The following is a 17,352-nucleotide window of genomic DNA, read 5'->3' on the forward strand; positions in this document are numbered from 1 at the left end:
ATCCGTGACATTTCACGGGGATGTGCGAGTTATTTTCCCCTGATGCGCCCGATGCGACTCCAAAACAAAGAGAGAGTTGTCCTTGCCCTACGAGTGATTATGGGCGCCTGGTTTGTCTACGCTGGAGGTTTGAAAATTTTCGCCAGCGGTTTGGATCGGTTCGCAACAGATGTGGAGAATTACAAGCTGGTGAGCGGCGGTTTTGCTCTGGCTATCGCTTATTTCGTCCCATGGTTGGAAGTCATCGGCGGCCTATGTTTTATTTTGGGACTATGCCGCAAGGGAGCTCTGTGGACGATGTTCGGGTTGGTCCTTGTATTCAGTCTAGCGGTCGGCTCCGCGTGGATCCGGGGTTTGGACATCAGCTGCGGATGTCTGGGCGGGACAGAAAAAATATCCTATTGGAGAAAGGCTTTGGAGTTCGGGTTCTATTTTCTGATTCTCGGATATATCGCGGTCGCGGAAAGAAAGAGCACCGAGCCGACAGAGCTGACCGAGGAGAGGCAAAAACCCTAACTCCGGGATAGGAGTTTTCTTTGCCTATTTCAATTTTTAGGGGAAAGCTAGTTCATGCGCTACGCGGAGAAATTACAGCAACGGATCAAAAGCAGTGGATCGAGATTATGTGTCGGCTTGGACCCCAGACCCGGCGAGCATGGTGCAAGCTATGCGAAAGATTTTCTCTTGCGAGTAATCGAGGAAACTGCCGTTTGGGCGGCTGCATTTAAGCCCAATATGGCATACTTCGAAGCTATGGGAATAGAAGGTATCCGCATTCTCGAGGAGATCCTGGCGTCTGTCCCGGAAGATATTCCGGTTATTTTGGATGCGAAACGCAGCGATATCGGGGAGACGCAAAAATACTACGCCCAAGGGTATTTCAATGGATGGAATGTAGATGCAGTGACCTTGAACCCTTTCCTTGGCTATGATTCCATTGAGCCGTTCCTGAACTTTGAGGGAAAAGCGGTCTATTTGCTTGCTGTCACCTCCAATCCGGGGTCAGCCGATTTCCAGCAACAGGTTCTGCAGGATGGTCGGCAGGTTTTCGAGCTGGTTACAGCACTCGGCGACCGGGCGAAGGAAGAAGAGCGCGCGACCGATGTGGGCTATGTCGTGGGCTTAACCAACGCTGAAAGCGTTTTGTCCAAGATGCCGGATTCACCTCTGCTGGTGCCCGGATTGGGAGCACAGGGCGGAGATCTTACCGCTTTGGCGGCCGCGAAGCGGACAGCGCCGGATGTGATCAACGTTTCCCGCGGTATTCTTTATGCCCAGGATGAAAAGGGTTTCCGGGCCCGGGCAGAATATTGGATGGAGAAAATTGCTTCGGGCTATGGCTCGGTGTAGTGTCTGACGGATTATACGATGAAAGACCCACTTGGAAACCAATACTCTGGACTGGCGCCTCAAAAAGGTTGGCCGGGTCGTAATGCAAAGTTTCTGAGACACAGAATCGTCCCCGGCATGTTCAAGAAGATGGCTGGAGCGATGTTGGAGCCGGTTTTAACTCCTCCGGAAGATGGTAGGGTCCGGATCACCTGGATAGGACACGCTTCGTTTTTTCTGCAGTTCGCGGGCAATTCCGTAGTCGTGGATCCGAATTGGGCGAAATGGCACGGGCCGGTAAAGCGACAGCGCCAGCCGGGCCTGAGATTGGAAGGGGTGCCGGAAGTGGATCTGGTGCTCGTCACACATGCCCACTTTGATCATCTGCACAAGCCCAGCTTGAAAATTCTGCAATCCAGCGATGGGATCGTCGTTCCTCGTGGAAGCGCTTCCCTTGTCCAAAAGCTCGGTTTCCCAACAGTCCATGAGGTAAAGATCTGGGATCAATTACAGATCAACGGCATGGAGATCATTCATACCCCCTGCCATCATTGGGGAGCCAGGTATGTGCATGACACCCATCGGGATTATGGCGGATATATCGTCAAAGCGAGTGGAAAAAGCGTTTTCCATTGTGGCGATAGCACCTATTTCAATGGCTTCTCGGAGATCGGTAAAAGGCATTCGATCGATATCGCCCTGATGCCGATCGGTGCCTACGAATCGCCAAGCGGGCGGGACGTCCACATGAATCCGGAACAGGCGGTAAGAGCCTTCGCGGATCTGGAGGCGAAAGTTCTCATTCCCATGCATTATGGGACGTTTCCTCTGGGGAACGAGGCGTTGGAAGAGCCGGTGGAGAGATTGCTGACCGAAGCGGATCGTCTCGGGATAAGCGAAAAAATCCTAATTCCTGAGGAAGGAGTCGGAATTGAGTGGTGAGTCTCTAACAAATCCATCTCCAACGAACTGGCCGGAATAGCTGGACCCACCCGCCTTGATGGACGGAGGGAGGTTTACCGATTTCTCTTGAAAAAGGATGAAAGAGAGAATAGGCCTGATAAGTAAACCCCCTAATATGAAAACTTTGCAGGAAAATAGCGCAGATTTTATAGTCGTCCCGCCAGAATTGCATGACCGGATCGCAAAAATCGCCGATGTCCGTGATTGCGACTTTCAAGAGGCTGTGGCGCACGTCTTGGAAAGAGGTCTCATCGATATCGACAACCGAATCACTAATTTCGAGAATTCCGATCAAATCTCCGAGCTGTCATCCCGACAGCTTTCTGTTTTAAAGGCTCTCCGGAAAGGCCTGGCAGTAAAAGAAGTCGCGGACTCACTGAAAGTCTCCGAAGTAACCGTTAGAACTCATATCCTGCGTATCCGGCAGCGGTTGGGATGTTCGGATCTTTTGAAACTCAGGATCCCCGGCGATTGATTCTGCATCAGGTTGTTTTTCTACAGTAGAAACAGCGGATGATTCGCCGCTCCGTGCGCTCTTACAGCGCGGACCTGAATTTTTTTCTTCGATTTTCTCCGGATTTTTACTCCGGCACGACACTCCCTTCCGGCAGATGGGTAGCAATAACACTTTGCGGCTGGCCCACTGTGAGCTACTGAGAAGGATAAATGTCACCTCTCTTATATCTGACCCTCATCCTGGTGCTTGGGGTTGCCGCCCAATGGCTTGCCTGGAAGTTCAAGCTCCCTTCTATTCTGCTTCTTCTTGGATTCGGATTTGCTCTAGGTCATTTTTCCGGGGTCAGGATCGATGACTACCTGGCCAGTGGGAACGGCCATTCCAGCCCTCTTCTTTCCGCAGTCGGGCTATTAGTGGCGATTATTCTTTTCGAGGGCGGACTCACTCTGAAGTTCAATGAACTGAAAGAATCCGGCCTACCGATCTTGCGACTCTGCACCGTGGCGGTCGCGCTGTCGTTTGGCCTGACGACGACCTTCATGACCATGGCACTCGGTTATGATCTGCGGATTTCCGCGCTCATCGGCTCGATTCTCACAGTAACGGGTCCGACGGTGATTGCGCCTTTGCTCAGGCATGTGAATCCCACGAAGAAAATTGCTTCCATCGTGAAATGGGAAGGCATTGTGGTGGATCCCATCGGGGCGATTTTAGCGGTATTGGTCTTCAAGATCGCGATCGCCGGGGATTTCATGACCGCTCACACCGAGATCTGGCAAGCTATTGGAATTATGCTGGGCGTTGGCGTCGTGGGCGCATTGATTCTCGCCAAGGGGGTCGAAATACTTCTTCGCAAGCATCTGGTGCCAGACTATTTGCAGCCCGTTTTTCTGCTTGCTGTGGTTGCCTTGGCTTTTACGGGCTCCAACATGGTGGAGAAGGAGGCAGGTCTTTTGACAGTGACCGTGCTGGGCATCGCCTTGGCGAACCAGCGTTCTGTCTCAGTGAGACATATCCTCGAGTTCAAAGAAAATCTGCGCATTCTTATCATCTCGCTCCTATTCATCGTTCTATCAGGTAGGATTTATGCGGAAGAGCTGGGAGAAGCTCTGCCAAAGGGCTTGGCCCTGCTTGCCTTTGTCGTCGTGATCGGGCGGCCGCTCTCCGTATATCTTTCTCTGCAATTTTCAAAGAATACCTCGATGAAAGAGCGGGCGTTTCTGGCATTTCTCGCTCCGCGCGGGATTGTGGCGGCAGCAGTGACATCCATTTTTGCCCTGGAGTTTGAGGAAGCTGCGGCACACGGGAGATTCGGGGAGCTTTCGCCTGTGATTGCCGTCCAGTCCAGAGAGTTGGTCGCGCTCGTGTTCCTGATTATAGTCGGGACAGTCCTGATTTATGGGCTCTCCGCGTCGCCTCTAGCCCGGAGATTGGGTCTTGCCGCGAAAAGTGTAACGGGAGTTCTCTTTGCGGGCTCGAACCCCTGGACCCGGGCTGCCGGAAAAATCCTGCATGACGACGGGCACCGGGTGCTGCTGCTTGATACAAACTATCAGAATGTCTCAGCTGCAAAGATGCTCGGGTTGGAGGCCATGCGGGCAAACATTCTCTCTGAATTTGCCGAGGAAGAGCTAGATCTCAATGGGTTGGGCACATTGATCGCAGGCACACCCAATGATGATGTGAACTCAATGGCCGCCAAGCGGTTTACCCATCAATTCGGACGCGCCGGAGTTTGGCAGATCGCTCCCACGGATCGGGAGAATCACCACAAAAAGTCGACTGCGGAGGACATCCGGAGCCAGAACCCATTCACGGAGCGTCCGGATCATGCCCTGCTTACCAAAATGGTAGCCGCTGGCGCACAGATGAAGAAAACGCAGATGACCGAAGTGTTCGATTTCGAGAATTTCAAACGGACCTATCCTGCGGCGATTGTGATGTTTCTGGCGGATTCCAGGGGCCTGCGGCCAGCCCCCACAGAACTAACCAAAGTGGCGGAAGGAACGACAGTTTATGCTTTGATCCCCAAGGACGAAATCCCGCTTTCGGTCCCGGAAGAAGTAAGCTGATCTCTTATCCGGATGGTTTTCTTCTAAGGAAAGTTCCCGGTTCCACGTTTGGTAGGAAAGCGTGGAACAGAGCGAAAGTATCGGAATTTTTCTTACCGGATTCTTGCATTTTCGCGGAATCCGTTCCAAGATCTCTTCCCCCCTGCTCCCTCTCACGTTTTACCAAAATATCGAGAATGTCTCTTGTATTGAGGCACTTGCGCATTTACCAATCCCGCAGATTTCCACCATTTTAATATATTATAGAAACCATGTTAGTTTCCTGCCCCCATTGCCAAACCGACCTTGACGCCACCCCGGAACTGTATGGCCAAACCGTCCAATGCCCAGCATGCAACGGGAGGCTCGAGATACCTACAGTCGAGACCACCACAGACACTGCCGTTCGCAACAAACCGCAGCGTTCCGGCTGGCCGGAAAAAGATCATGCCAATGTTAATTTTGGAAAGAGTCTTCTCATCGGAAGTGCCCTTACCGTCGGGTTTCTAGCATGTTTGATCCCTTTTGCGGATACGGGCGTGGGTGGAATCTTTCTGAAACGTGGCTGGGTCAACTATGCCGAGACTTTCCTGTTTATCTGGGGCATGACGATTCTTTTCATGAAATACAAGCTGAACCAGCACCAGGGGCGGGCTGCGCTTCTGGAGCTTTTCCCTGCGAGATTGGGGCGTGAGATCAACAGCGACAATGTGGGCGATTTCATCGACAATATTTACAAGACACCCCTCTCCCTGCGCGACAGTCTCATCGTCAACCGTATCCGCAAGGCGCTGGAGCTCTTTGAAGCCCGCACAGACAATGGCGAGGTCGCTGGATTTCTTTCCACTCAATCAGATATCGATGCAAACCGTTCCAGTGGTTCCTATTCCTTGTTGAAAGTTTTCCTGTGGGCGATCCCTATTCTTGGTTTCATCGGCACGGTGATGGGTCTCTCGGTCGCGGTTGGCTCCCTATCCATGGGAGATAACGCGGATCCAGAGGCACTCAAAGCTTCCATCAACAGCCTGACGGGCGGGTTGGGAGTCGCCTTCGATACCACCCTCCTCGGGCTCATCCTGAGTATGCTCATGAGCTTCCCAATGGCGGCTGTGCAGAAGAAAGAGGATGAAACCCTCACTCTCATCGATGCCTACTGCACCGAGAAGCTGCTTCCCAAACTCAATGACAGCCGCAATTCAGCTTCCGATGGCCTCCTTGAGCAAGCTGAGAGCATCCCGCAACTGGTAGCCTCCCTGGCGCGTGCCCATGAGACTTTCCTTGTGAATCTAAACGATTCCACCCGCATGCTCCGGGACACCGGTGAAACGCTTCAAACAAGGCTTGCAGCACATCAAAACACTGTGGAAACCGCTTTCCAGGAGTCTATCACAAAGCTTACGGAAACCAGTGGAGAGGTCTTCATCCGCTCCCATGTGGAACTGACGAAAACCTTCGATAAGATCGCCAATGGTATTGATCTCATCAACCATGCCCTACGCGACCTGGGAGAGAATAAGATACCAAACGAGGCGAAGAGAAAACGCGGCTTTTTCCGTAGATAACCTATTCAGTTCCAGTGGCCAAGCGACGCAAACGTAGCGACGAAGGGGTTTCTCTTTTCCCTTTCATGAGCATTTTGGCATGCCTTATCGGCATCCTGACGCTCATGATCAGTGTGAGCATGCAGCTGAAGCAGATGGATCAGCAAGGCCGCACGGAAGAGGAAACCCAGCGTGCGCTGGAAAACAGGGACTTGAAGAAACAGGCGGCAGAGCTTGAGCAGCAGCTCGTTCAGGCAGAGCAGAAGTTGAAAAAGGAGAATGCATCCGCAGCCGAGATGGCCGAACTCCGGGATCGGAAAATCGTGCTCAAAATGAAGCTCGATGAGCTCAACAAGGACAAGGATCCTGAGCAAACTGATGCGGAGCTCCAGAAAATCATCGAGAATATGAAGCGGGAGATTGTCGCGTTCAAAAAGGAACGGCCGCCTCTCAGTAAGAAACTTGAGAAGCTGAAGGAGGAGCTAGCCAAGCGGAAGGACGTGCCGGAGGAAGTCGAGTCCGTGGTGATCCGTCCAAGCGGAAGCGGCATCCGTGCGGCGAGTCGACTGTTTTTCGTGGAATGCAATTCCACCGGCATCGTTCTCATCGGTGAAGACGGGCAGGAGACAGTGGTTTCCACCGCTACCATTGACGAGAGTGCGGAATACAATGCCTATCTGGACAAAGTGAAACAAACCAGGGACTCGATGATCCTGTTCCTCATCCGCAAGGGCGGCAATGATTCCTACGCTTGGGCTGCCGGGTGGGCGGAATCACAATACAACCTTACAACCGGTAAATTGCCCGTTCCGAACGACGGGAAGATCGATTTGTCCCTTTTTCAGAAAAAATAGACTGTGGCTAATAAACGAAAATCTGGAGGCGATGGAGAAGGTATTAACCTCGACTCCCTCATGGACGCACTCACCAACGTGGTGGCAGTGCTCATTCTCGTGCTTATTCTTGTGCAAGCGGATGTGACCCAGAAGGTGCAGAAGTTCATGGATGATTTGCAACCGGCCACCCCGGAAGAGGTGGAACTGGCGAAGGCGAAAGTGGAGGAACTCAAGGAGAAGAAAGAACTTCTTGAGGAGCGGATGAAGGAGGAGCCGGCAACTCCCGAGGATATTCAGAAAGAGAAGCTTCAGCTGGCTTTGCTGGAAAAAAGCCTGAAGGAGAACGAAAATCTCCTGGCGGATATCAACGAGCTGCGGGAGCTGGAGAAAAAGACCCGTGAGGAGAGGGATACGGAGCGCGAGCAAACCGTGGCCGTGCAGGAGGAAATCGCAAAGCTCGAGGCACTTCTTGACGAGACACCCGTGATCAAGCCCACCGGTCCGACCGTGGTAACGATCCCGAATAGCCGACCGATTCCGGATGATGCCCAGGTGTATTATGCCCTCGCGATCAAAGATAGAATCCACATCATCGATCCATTTACCCCGGTGGAAATGTTCGAAAGGGAGTTCGAGCGAAACAGGAAAGACTGGTTGCTTGAACGAGTCCGTCAAAAGGGCGCGGATCGATATATCTACGATGGGGTCAAAATCGCCGAGTATTTCAAAACCTTTGATTGGAAGAACTCACGGATGCAAAAGCTGGAGATCTTCTCGTGGCCGACCTCGAACCGTCTCCAGCTTGTCATCACTCCGGATGCGGAGAAAGGTGGCACACCTCTCGAGGACTTGGGAAAGCCCGGCAACGCTTATGCGAAAGCGCTTTCAGTGCTTTCCCAGAATTTCAAATCCGTGCTCATTTTCCAGGTCAATCCGGATTCCTTCAACGCCTATCTGAAGGCAAGGGAACTGGCGGATGCTGCAAACATCGCCGCAGGCTGGGAGATGAGCTGGCAGAAAAAATATGTGATCAATTTCCCGGACATCGAGGTCAAGCGTTTGGAGGAGCCGAAGCCGAAGCCTGATCAGAAGAAGCCGACGCCGCCAAAGCTTAAGACGAAACTGGATTGATTTCTCGAGAGATCTTCGCGGGGCCGGTAATTTCAGCTCGTGAAAAAATTGTCACCCGCGTAGCGTAGGGAAAAGGCTGAAAATCATTGCCCGTCCTTGACCCAAACCGTGAAAAAATTTCTTTCCCACTCGCTTTGCTGTTCCCTATTTATCGCAGGTATTTCGATTGCCGGCGCCACTGCACCAAACGTGGTGATCATCGTTCCAGACGATGTGAGCTACAATGATTTCAGCTTTTACAATAAAAGTGAGAAGGCACCGCAGACCCCGCATGTGGATGCCTTTGCGGAGGAAAGCGTCCGCCTGACAGACTTCCATGTGGCGCCGACTTGCTCCCCTACCCGGGCGGCGATCATGACAGGGCGGAACAACGACGGAACCGGCGTGTGGCATACCATCATGGGGCGGTATTTCCTACGGCCCAACGAAGTGACCATGGCGGATATTTTCAAAGAAAATGGTTTTGCGACGGGACTTTTCGGAAAATGGCATCTGGGAGATAGCTATCCCTTCCGGCCGAAGGATCGGGGCTTCCAACATACCGTGATGATCCATGGCGGTGGTGTGGATCAGCAGCCGCAACATTGGGGGGATCGCGATGCTCCACCATGCGTGATTTACGTCGATGGCAAGCCCTTGGAGCTCAATGATGAGAATGCTTCCATCCCCGGTGAGATGCCTGCCAGCGGAGCATATACGACGAATTTTTTCACCACGAAGGCGATTGAGTTCATGCGTAGGAAGCAGGAGAAGAAAATGCCCTTCTTTGCTTATATTCCCTACAACGTGGCACATGGCCCCAATGATATGCCACCTGATGCACGCGAGGGTGTGGGTGCACATACCGCTGTAGTCGAGAATATGGACAAAAATGTGGGCCGTATCCTGGAATTCCTGGATGTCTCCGGTCTTGCCGATGACACCATCGTATTCTTTTTCACAGATAACGGGATGAACAATTCCCTGCTGCGTGGAGGAAAAGGCTCGGAATACGAAGGGGGTCACCGTGTGCCATGCTTTGTCCGCTGGAAAAAGGGTGGTTACGTTTCTGCGGAAGTGCCCCGTATGACTGGCGCCATTGATCTTCTCCCCACTTTGATGGATGTGCTCCGATTGAAGGATTCCGAAAAGCGGTCACAACCCATGGAGGGTAAGAGCTTGCGCACATTGCTGGATACCGACCCTCAGAACGATGATCTGTATTTCAATGAGCGGGTGATGGTAGTTGATAACCAGCGCCTGGATGAACTGACAAAATACAAGCAGGCCAGTGTGATGCTGGATACGATCGGAAACGGTGGTGAGATCACGCACAAATGGCGTTTGATGCGCGTTTCCGGGAAACATTCATGGGAACTTTACGATGTCTTGAGCGATCCCAAACAAAAGGAGGATCTCTCAAGTGAACCTGAAAACAAAGAAATCATGGCTTCTCTTGAGCAGGCTTATGAAAAATGGTGGGAGCAGGTAAGCTCGCAATCGGAAGAGTTTGTGCGGCTGGTGCTTGGCTCAAAGGAGCAGGAGGAAACCTGTCTCTACGCCCATGACTGGCATACCTCGGACCCTGTGCCTTGGAACGATACCCACATTGCCGAGGCATTGATATCCAATGGATACCATGCCGTGAGCTTCGCCAGGGACGGGAAATTTACGTTCGATCTGCGCCGCTGGCCCAAGGAGATCGGCAACGAGACGGCTGTCGCTTCGAAGTTGGCTACACCTATCCGCGTCGGAAATTCCGGGAAAATGAGTGATGGAGTCCCACTTCCGATCCGTTCTGCAAGAATACGTATCTGGCAGGGTGAGGAAACCATTGCCGACGAGCGTGCCGAGGTGGCTCCGGCTTCGAATGGAGCGGTGTTCAAATTGGATCTCCCGGCTGGCCCGGCAATGGTTCAGACATGGTTCTACGATGAAGAGGGCAAGGAAATTTGCGGTGCCTACTATGTCTATGTGACGGGAAAGTGAGGTGATTGACACAATTATTTTCTAATATTGCAGGCCGAGGGGCGGTTCTCTAATTTTTCGGACTAATAAAGCCAATGAGTTCAAAAAAGACCAAAAAATCAAATCCGTCGGAGTCCGATCATGCCGCCGCTCTGGAGGCCGTTTACAAGCCCTCAAAAGATTTTTCGAAAAAGGCCCGGGTCGCTTCCATGGCCCAATATGAGAAGCTCTATAAGCATTCCATTGAGAAGCCGGAGAAATTTTGGGCGTCCGAGGCGAAGGAACTCACTTGGCAGAAACCATTCAAGAAAACTCTCGAGTGGAAAGCCCCGGATGCGAAATGGTTTATTGGCGGGAAAATCAATGTCGCCGAGAACTGTGTGGACCGCCATGCGCTGGGAGCCCGGGCGAATAAGGCGGCGATCATCTGGGAGGGAGAGCCCGGCGATCAGCGGACGCTGACCTACTCCCAGCTGCACAGGGAAGTTTGTAAATTTGCCAATGTGCTTCTCGCCCGTGGCGTGAAGTCAAAGGACCGCGTGCTGATCTACATGCCGATGATCCCGGAGGCGGCGATTGCGATGCTTGCTTGTGCGCGGATTGGTGCGGTGCATAATGTGGTTTTCGGAGGGTTCGCGGCGGATTCCATCGTGGATCGTCTGGAAGATTCCGGAGCGACGGTGATCGTAACCGCGGACGGAGGCTGGAGGCGCGGGAAAATCGTCGCACTCAAGCCTGTGGTCGATGAGGCGCTGAAAAAGTATGACAAGATAGAGAATATTTTCGTCGTCCGGCGCACAGGGAACGAGATTGCCATGCAAAGTGGACGGGATCACTGGTGGCATGAGGAGACCGCGCAAGCATCCGCGAAGCACCAGCCAAAGGGGTTCGGTTCCGAGCATCCTCTCTTCATTCTCTATACGTCCGGCTCCACGGGAAAACCGAAAGGGATTTTACATACCTCAGGCGGATATCTCACGGGCACTTACTCAACCTGCAAATATATCTTCGATATGCGGGATGAGGATGTCTATTGGTGCACTGCGGATGTCGGCTGGATCACCGGTCACTCCTATATCGTTTATGGGCCGCTAGCCAACGGTGTGACCCAGGTGATGTATGAAGGAGCGCCAAACGAGCCGGATTTCGGACGATTTTGGAAAATCATCGAAGAGCACCGCGTCAGTATTTTCTACACCGCACCGACGGCGATCCGGGCATTTATCAAGGCGGGCGACCATTTCCCGGAGAAATACGATCTTTCCTCACTGCGCTTGCTCGGCTCCGTCGGAGAGCCAATCAATCCGGAGGCCTGGAGCTGGTATCGCGAGAAAATCGGCGGAGGAAAATGTCCGATTGTCGATACGTGGTGGCAAACGGAAACGGGCGCGATTCTAATCTCCCCTCTCCCTGGTGCCACCCCATGCATCCCCGGCACGGCGACACGACCTTTCTTTGGCATCGACGCGGCAATTTTGGACGAATACGGCAACGAATGCCCGCCGGATGTCCAGGGCAGGCTGGTGATCCGTCATCCTTGGCCATCCATGACACGCACGATCTATGGCGATAAGGCCCGTTTCAAGAATACCTACTTTGCCGATTACCCGGGTATCTATCTGGCGGGGGATGGTGCCAAGCGTGACAAGAAGGGAAATTTCTGGATCATTGGTCGCCTGGACGATGTGCTGAATGTTTCCGGACATCGCCTTGGCACCGCGGAGATCGAAAGCGCTCTTGTCGCCCACCAGGCGGTAGCGGAAGCAGCCGTGGTAGGCCGTCCGCATGAGCTAAAAGGTCAGGCCGTTGCCGCTTTCGTGACGCTCAAGACGGGCTCCGAGCCTTCTGAGGAGCTACGCAAGGAGCTTCGCGATCACGTGGGAAAGGTCATCGGCGCAATCGCCAAACCGGACGACATTCATTTCACTCCCGCCTTGCCAAAAACCCGCTCGGGAAAAATCATCCGGCGTCTCCTCAAGGAACTGGTCACCACGGGAACTATTTCCGGTAGTGTGACGACTCTGGAGGACATGAACGTTATCGATCAATTGAAAGTTTTACTCTCGGAATAACGAATGACACCTTCCAGATATTTCATCTGTCGGCTTGCTTTGACTTTTGGCTATGCGCGTAAAAATCAGCGTATGAGCGAAGCGGCAAATGAAATGCAGCTTCTCAAGGAGGCAGAGGCGCATCTGGGCGCCGCAGTTTGGCCAAAACTCGATCAAGTCGAGGAGCTGAGTATCGAGTATTGGAAGCTCCGCAAGCTGACGAAGGAGCGTGAAAAGATCGCCACGGAGTTGGAAAAATGTCAGGAAGAGCTTACGGAGGCACATGCGGAGCGAGCCAGCCTTCTTGGCTCTACCGCGGAGCCATTCCAGGACCTTCTCGATGAACGTCGGGAAATCATCGCCGCCTTGGAAGATCTCGCCCGTGAGCGGGATGAGCTCGTCGCAAAGGCGCGGGAAGTGAAACGGGCCTATGATGGTTTGAAACTCAAACAAGAGGTGCTCCGCAGGGAAGCGGTGATCCCGGATGATTTGGAAAGAACCGCAGCGAAATTGAGCGCATTGAAGACGGAATTTACCGGGATGAAGCAGCAAAGACAGCTTCTCGCGGAGAAAATTACCGCCAAAGAAAATCTCATCGACGATATCGAAGCCCGGATCGACAAACGAAAAGCGGCGCGCCGTATTGATGCGTCACTAAGCTCGCAAAAAGTAGGCGATGCCAACCAGAGAATGTCACCATATCGCGCGGAACTCGGCCTGCTGGACACGCAGATGCATCAGCTCTACTCGGAGGTAGGACGTTTCGTCAGCCGTCATTCACAAGTTCACCCCGGTTGTCGGGATGCCGTAAAATCGCACAAAGGCCTCGTGGAGGTGATGGCGGCGCTCCGGGAATCAATCGCTCTGAACCATAAGCTCGCAGAGATTTCCTAGCCAACGCAGCAGAAAAAATAAGTGGTGGGATGTTCAGTTTTTCTGCGACACGCCTTTACAAAGCGGCAAATCCCTGCCACACCCCTGAAAGTTTAACCACCTCGCACGCGCACCATGCCTAAAGACACCTCGATTAAGAAAATTCTCGTCATCGGCTCAGGCCCAATCGTCATCGGCCAAGGCTGTGAGTTTGACTACTCCGGAGTCCAAGCTTGTAAGGCATTGAAAGAAGAAGGCTACGAAGTCATTCTCGTAAATTCCAATCCGGCGACCATTATGACGGATCCGGAGTTTGCCCATCGCACCTACATCGAGCCAATCACCCCGGAGGTCGTCGAAAAAATCATCATCCGTGAGAAGCCAGACGCCCTTCTGCCGACTCTTGGCGGGCAGACCGCTCTGAACACGTCGATGTCACTTTTCAAATCCGGCACTCTTGAAAAACATGGGGTCCGTATGATCGGTGCCAATGCCGAGGCGATCGATAAAGGTGAGGACAGACACCTTTTCAAGGAGGCAATGGAAAAAATCGGTCTCGATATGCCGCGCTCCGGCATCGCCCGGACGATGAATGAGGCTAAGCAAGTCGCCGATGAGATCGGCACGCTTCCACTGATCGTCCGCCCGGCATTCACACTCGGCGGACAAGGCGGAGGCATTGCTTACAACCGCGAGGAATTTGAAGAGATCGTCCACCGTGGTTTGGATCTTTCGCCCGTATCCGAGGTTCTTATCGATGAATCTCTGCTCGGCTGGAAAGAGTTCGAAATGGAAGTCATGCGGGACCGCGCGGACAATTGCGTGGTCATTTGCTCCATCGAAAACCTCGATCCCATGGGCGTGCATACCGGAGATTCCATCACGGTTGCACCGATCCAAACCCTCACCGACCGCGAATACCAAATCATGCGCGACGCTTCATTCGCCGTGATTCGTGAAATCGGCGTGGAAACTGGTGGCTCGAACATTCAGTTCGCCACTTGTCCGAAAACCGGCCGCATGATCGTCATCGAGATGAACCCGCGCGTGTCCCGCTCCTCCGCACTCGCGTCAAAAGCGACAGGTTTCCCGATCGCCAAAATCGCCGCGAAACTTGCCGTTGGCTACACACTCGACGAGCTGCCGAACGATATCACCCGTGAGACGCCGGCGTCCTTCGAGCCTACGATCGACTACGTGGTCACCAAGATTCCCCGTTTCACTTTCGAGAAATTCCCTACGGCGAATTCCGTTCTCACCACTTCGATGAAGTCAGTCGGTGAGGCGATGTCCATCGGCCGCACGTTCAAGGAATCCATGCAGAAATGCTTGCGCTCTCTGGAAACAGGACGCTGGGGCTTTGGCTTCGATAAAAACGATCCCGCCGCGCCCACCAAGGATGAGATCCTCCGGAAGCTTCAGATTCCAAATGCCGAGCGCATTTTCTGGCTCCAAACCGCTTTTGTCAGTGGCTGGACGCTGGATGAAGTCCACGCCGCCACCCAGATTGATCCGTGGTTCCTGCGTCATCTGGAGCAGATAGCGGAAGAAGGGAAAAACCTCGCAACGCTTGATCTCAAAACCGCGAAAAAGCTCGGCTTCTCGGATCGCCAGATCGCCAAAGCACGTGCCGCGGCACCCGCCATCCATGACGCCTCCATCCATGGGGAAAAAGACCAACCGGCAGGCGCCCCACCCCGTGCCGAGCCCGAAGGAGCCGTCGCCGATGTGCCTACGGAAGATACCGTTCGCGCGGAGCGCAAGGCGAAGGGAATTATCCCTACCTATCGCTTGGTGGACACCTGCTCCGCGGAGTTCGAAGCCTACACACCGTATTTCTACTCCACCTACGGGGACGAAAACGAGGCCCGCAAATCCGATAAGAAAAAAATCATCATTTTGGGCGGTGGACCGAACCGAATCGGCCAGGGCATCGAGTTCGATTACTGCTGCGTCCACGCGGCGTTCGCGCTTAAAGAGCTCGGCTACGAGACCATCATGGTAAACTCCAACCCGGAGACCGTCTCAACGGATTACGACACTTCGGACAAACTCTTCTTCGAGCCGCTCACCCTGGAGGATGTGCTCAATATCTGTGATCAGGAGCAGCCATACGGCGTAATCGTCCAGTTCGGAGGTCAGACACCGCTCAACCTCGCCGCGGATCTTGAGCGCCATGGCGTGCCGATCATCGGCACCTCGCCGAAGAACATCGAGCTTGCCGAAGACCGGAAATTCTTCTCCAGCCTTCTTGATAAATTGGGTCTCAAACAAGCGGAGGCCGGCACTGCCACGAATGAGGCGGAAGCCATCGAGGTGGCAAACCGTATCGGCTATCCGGTTCTTGTCCGTCCGTCCTTTGTCCTTGGTGGACGTGCCATGATGATCGTTTACAGCGATTCAGAGCTTTCCACCTACATGCGCGAGGCTGTCACCGCCTCACCGGAACGGCCTGTGCTCGTGGATCGCTTCCTCGATAATGCGACTGAAATTGATGTGGATTGCATCAGTGACGGGGAGACTTCTGTCGTCGGTGCAATCATGCAGCACATCGAGCAGGCCGGTATCCATTCCGGAGACTCCGCCTGTGTGATTCCAGCCTTTTCCATCTCGGAAAACATCAAGCAGAAGATCGACAAGGCGGCCAAAGACCTCGCCAGAGAGCTGGAAGTCCGCGGCCTGATGAACATCCAGTTTGCAGTGAAGGACGAGGAGCTTTACGTCATCGAAGTAAATCCGCGCGCCTCTCGCACGGTGCCTTTTGTCAGCAAGGCTACAGGCATTTCGCTTGCGAAGCTCGCGGCAAAAATCATGGTCGGCGAGAAACTCGCGGATATGGGTTACACGGAAACCATTCATCCGGAGCATTTCTCCGTCAAGGAAGCGGTTTTCCCATGGAATCGCTTCCCGGGTATCGATATCGTTCTGGGTCCTGAAATGAAATCCACCGGCGAGGTAATGGGGATCGATAAGGACTGGGGCATGGCCTACGCGAAGTCCCAAATGGCGGCCTTCAATACCCTGCCTCATTCAGGCAAGGTATTCCTTTCTGTTGCGGACCGGGACAAAGACCGTGCAGTGGCAGTCGCCCGAGATCTTCACGAGTTAGGTTTCACCATCTGCTCGACAGGTGGCACTCTTGCAAAACTCGGGGAAGCAGGTATTCCTGCGGATCGGGTTTACAAGGTGCTGGAGCAGGCCCGTCCGAACGTGATCGACATGATGAAGAACAATGAAATCCATTTCCTCATCAACACTCCGTCTTCCCACGAATCACGTGCGGATGAAATTCTGATCCGCTCCACGGCGATCGCTCAGAAGATCTCCTACGCGACCAATATGGCAGCCGCGGAGGCTACGGTGAAAGCGATCCGATCTCTCAAGGAGAATGAGTTCACCGTGAAGAGCATCCAGGAATATCACGTCTAATCCTTCGGCTTTCCACGCCGGCTTCCGATTACATCAAATCGGAGGCCGGCGTTTTTTTTTTATATTCAACCAAGCCTATTTTTTGACCGCCAAACGCGCAAAAAGCGTTGACACCTGGGAGGAATCCGTGAGCTCGACGCTGGCGCGGTAGGATGCACTTCCTACAGTGAAAATCTCCGTGGCCCACTGGTCATGGGTATCTCCCGCTGCCAGATTGATCAGATAATAACGGATGTTTTTCTTCAGTGCGGGGACATAAACGGTCTTCCACTCGCGGGGCTCCTCTCCGCTGGTGCCGGGAGAGGGCATGGAGAAGACCGAGGGAGCTTCCTTGAGTGCTGGGCCGTTCCCGGGGCTTGCAAGAATGCTAAGCGCAGTTCTGGAAGTGCCGCGGTTTTGGGCTTGATACATCGAGTAAGCTCCGGCTGGCGAGACTTCCCATTCGGGTTCTGAAAAGCCGGCGCCGGGATTTTTGAAGATGACGATGGGTATCGGGATCCGGGCAGGCGATTGGACGGCGGTTAGCCCGGCATTGGCCTGCTTTTCCCATGCGTCTACCAGTATCCTGCTCTCGGACCCTGTGACCGGGGGAGCATCAGCCGGGAGCTTTGTGCCGCAGGAACTAAGAAGAAAGACCGCAGGTAACGAAACGGAGAGAAGTTTATTGCGCATAGACCATTTCATTAGGGGCGTAAAGGTGGCTTGTAAAGCAGTGGAAAATGGCATCCACAGAGATCTGTTGAA

General features: G+C 53.4%; 13 protein-coding genes. 12 read left to right on the plus strand and 1 reads right to left on the minus strand.

What is annotated here, in order from left to right:
• Positions 1–51: 51 nt before the first annotated feature.
• From ACFSSA_RS02395 to carB, 12 genes are all read left to right on the plus strand, one after another.
• Entirely contained in the window at positions 52–516 is a 465-nt protein-coding gene (locus tag ACFSSA_RS02395) for a MauE/DoxX family redox-associated membrane protein (RefSeq protein ID WP_386818677.1), read from the plus strand.
• 54 nt (positions 517–570) lie between these two features.
• Positions 571–1,350, plus strand: coding sequence for an orotidine-5'-phosphate decarboxylase (pyrF, locus tag ACFSSA_RS02400; RefSeq protein ID WP_386818172.1), 780 nt, complete (start codon positions 571–573; stop codon positions 1,348–1,350).
• 18 nt (positions 1,351–1,368) lie between these two features.
• Positions 1,369–2,271, plus strand: a complete 903-nt coding sequence (locus ACFSSA_RS02405; RefSeq protein ID WP_386818173.1) for an MBL fold metallo-hydrolase — start codon at positions 1,369–1,371, stop codon at positions 2,269–2,271.
• A gap of 136 nt (positions 2,272–2,407) precedes the next feature.
• Positions 2,408–2,767, plus strand: a complete 360-nt coding sequence (locus ACFSSA_RS02410; RefSeq protein WP_386818174.1) for a helix-turn-helix domain-containing protein — start codon at positions 2,408–2,410, stop codon at positions 2,765–2,767.
• A 191-nt stretch (positions 2,768–2,958) separates the two neighbouring features.
• Positions 2,959–4,821: a cation:proton antiporter gene (locus tag ACFSSA_RS02415; RefSeq protein WP_386818175.1), complete on the plus strand. Its 1,863-nt coding sequence runs from the start codon at positions 2,959–2,961 to the stop codon at positions 4,819–4,821.
• Between the two features lie 251 nt (positions 4,822–5,072).
• Positions 5,073–6,362 (plus strand): MotA/TolQ/ExbB proton channel family protein, encoded by a 1,290-nt coding sequence (locus tag ACFSSA_RS02420; RefSeq protein ID WP_386818176.1) that lies wholly within the window; start codon positions 5,073–5,075, stop codon positions 6,360–6,362.
• A 65-nt stretch (positions 6,363–6,427) separates the two neighbouring features.
• Positions 6,428–7,195 carry a hypothetical protein gene (locus ACFSSA_RS02425; RefSeq protein WP_386818177.1) on the plus strand — a complete coding sequence of 256 codons (768 nt, stop codon included), beginning with the start codon at positions 6,428–6,430 and terminating at the stop codon, positions 7,193–7,195.
• 3 nt (positions 7,196–7,198) lie between these two features.
• Positions 7,199–8,308, plus strand: coding sequence for a hypothetical protein (locus tag ACFSSA_RS02430; RefSeq protein WP_386818178.1), 1,110 nt, complete (start codon positions 7,199–7,201; stop codon positions 8,306–8,308).
• A gap of 108 nt (positions 8,309–8,416) precedes the next feature.
• Positions 8,417–10,276 carry a sulfatase-like hydrolase/transferase gene (locus ACFSSA_RS02435; protein ID WP_386818179.1) on the plus strand — a complete coding sequence of 620 codons (1,860 nt, stop codon included), beginning with the start codon at positions 8,417–8,419 and terminating at the stop codon, positions 10,274–10,276.
• 74 nt (positions 10,277–10,350) lie between these two features.
• Positions 10,351–12,327, plus strand: a complete 1,977-nt coding sequence (gene acs / locus ACFSSA_RS02440; RefSeq protein ID WP_386818180.1) for an acetate--CoA ligase — start codon at positions 10,351–10,353, stop codon at positions 12,325–12,327.
• Between the two features lie 72 nt (positions 12,328–12,399).
• Entirely contained in the window at positions 12,400–13,200 is an 801-nt protein-coding gene (locus ACFSSA_RS02445) for a hypothetical protein (protein ID WP_386818181.1), read from the plus strand.
• Between the two features lie 114 nt (positions 13,201–13,314).
• Complete coding sequence (gene carB, locus ACFSSA_RS02450) at positions 13,315–16,608, plus strand: carbamoyl-phosphate synthase large subunit (RefSeq protein WP_386818182.1); 3,294 nt, start codon at positions 13,315–13,317, stop codon at positions 16,606–16,608.
• Positions 16,609–16,683: 75 nt separating this feature from the next.
• Here the strand turns inward: carB and ACFSSA_RS02455 are convergent, their stop codons facing one another.
• Positions 16,684–17,280 (minus strand): hypothetical protein, encoded by a 597-nt coding sequence (locus ACFSSA_RS02455; protein WP_386818183.1) that lies wholly within the window; start codon positions 17,278–17,280, stop codon positions 16,684–16,686.
• Between the last annotated feature and the right edge of the window lie 72 nt (positions 17,281–17,352).

Origin of the sequence: Luteolibacter algae, assembly GCF_042683045.1 — a bacterium.
GTDB lineage: Bacteria > Verrucomicrobiota > Verrucomicrobiia > Verrucomicrobiales > Akkermansiaceae > Luteolibacter > Luteolibacter algae.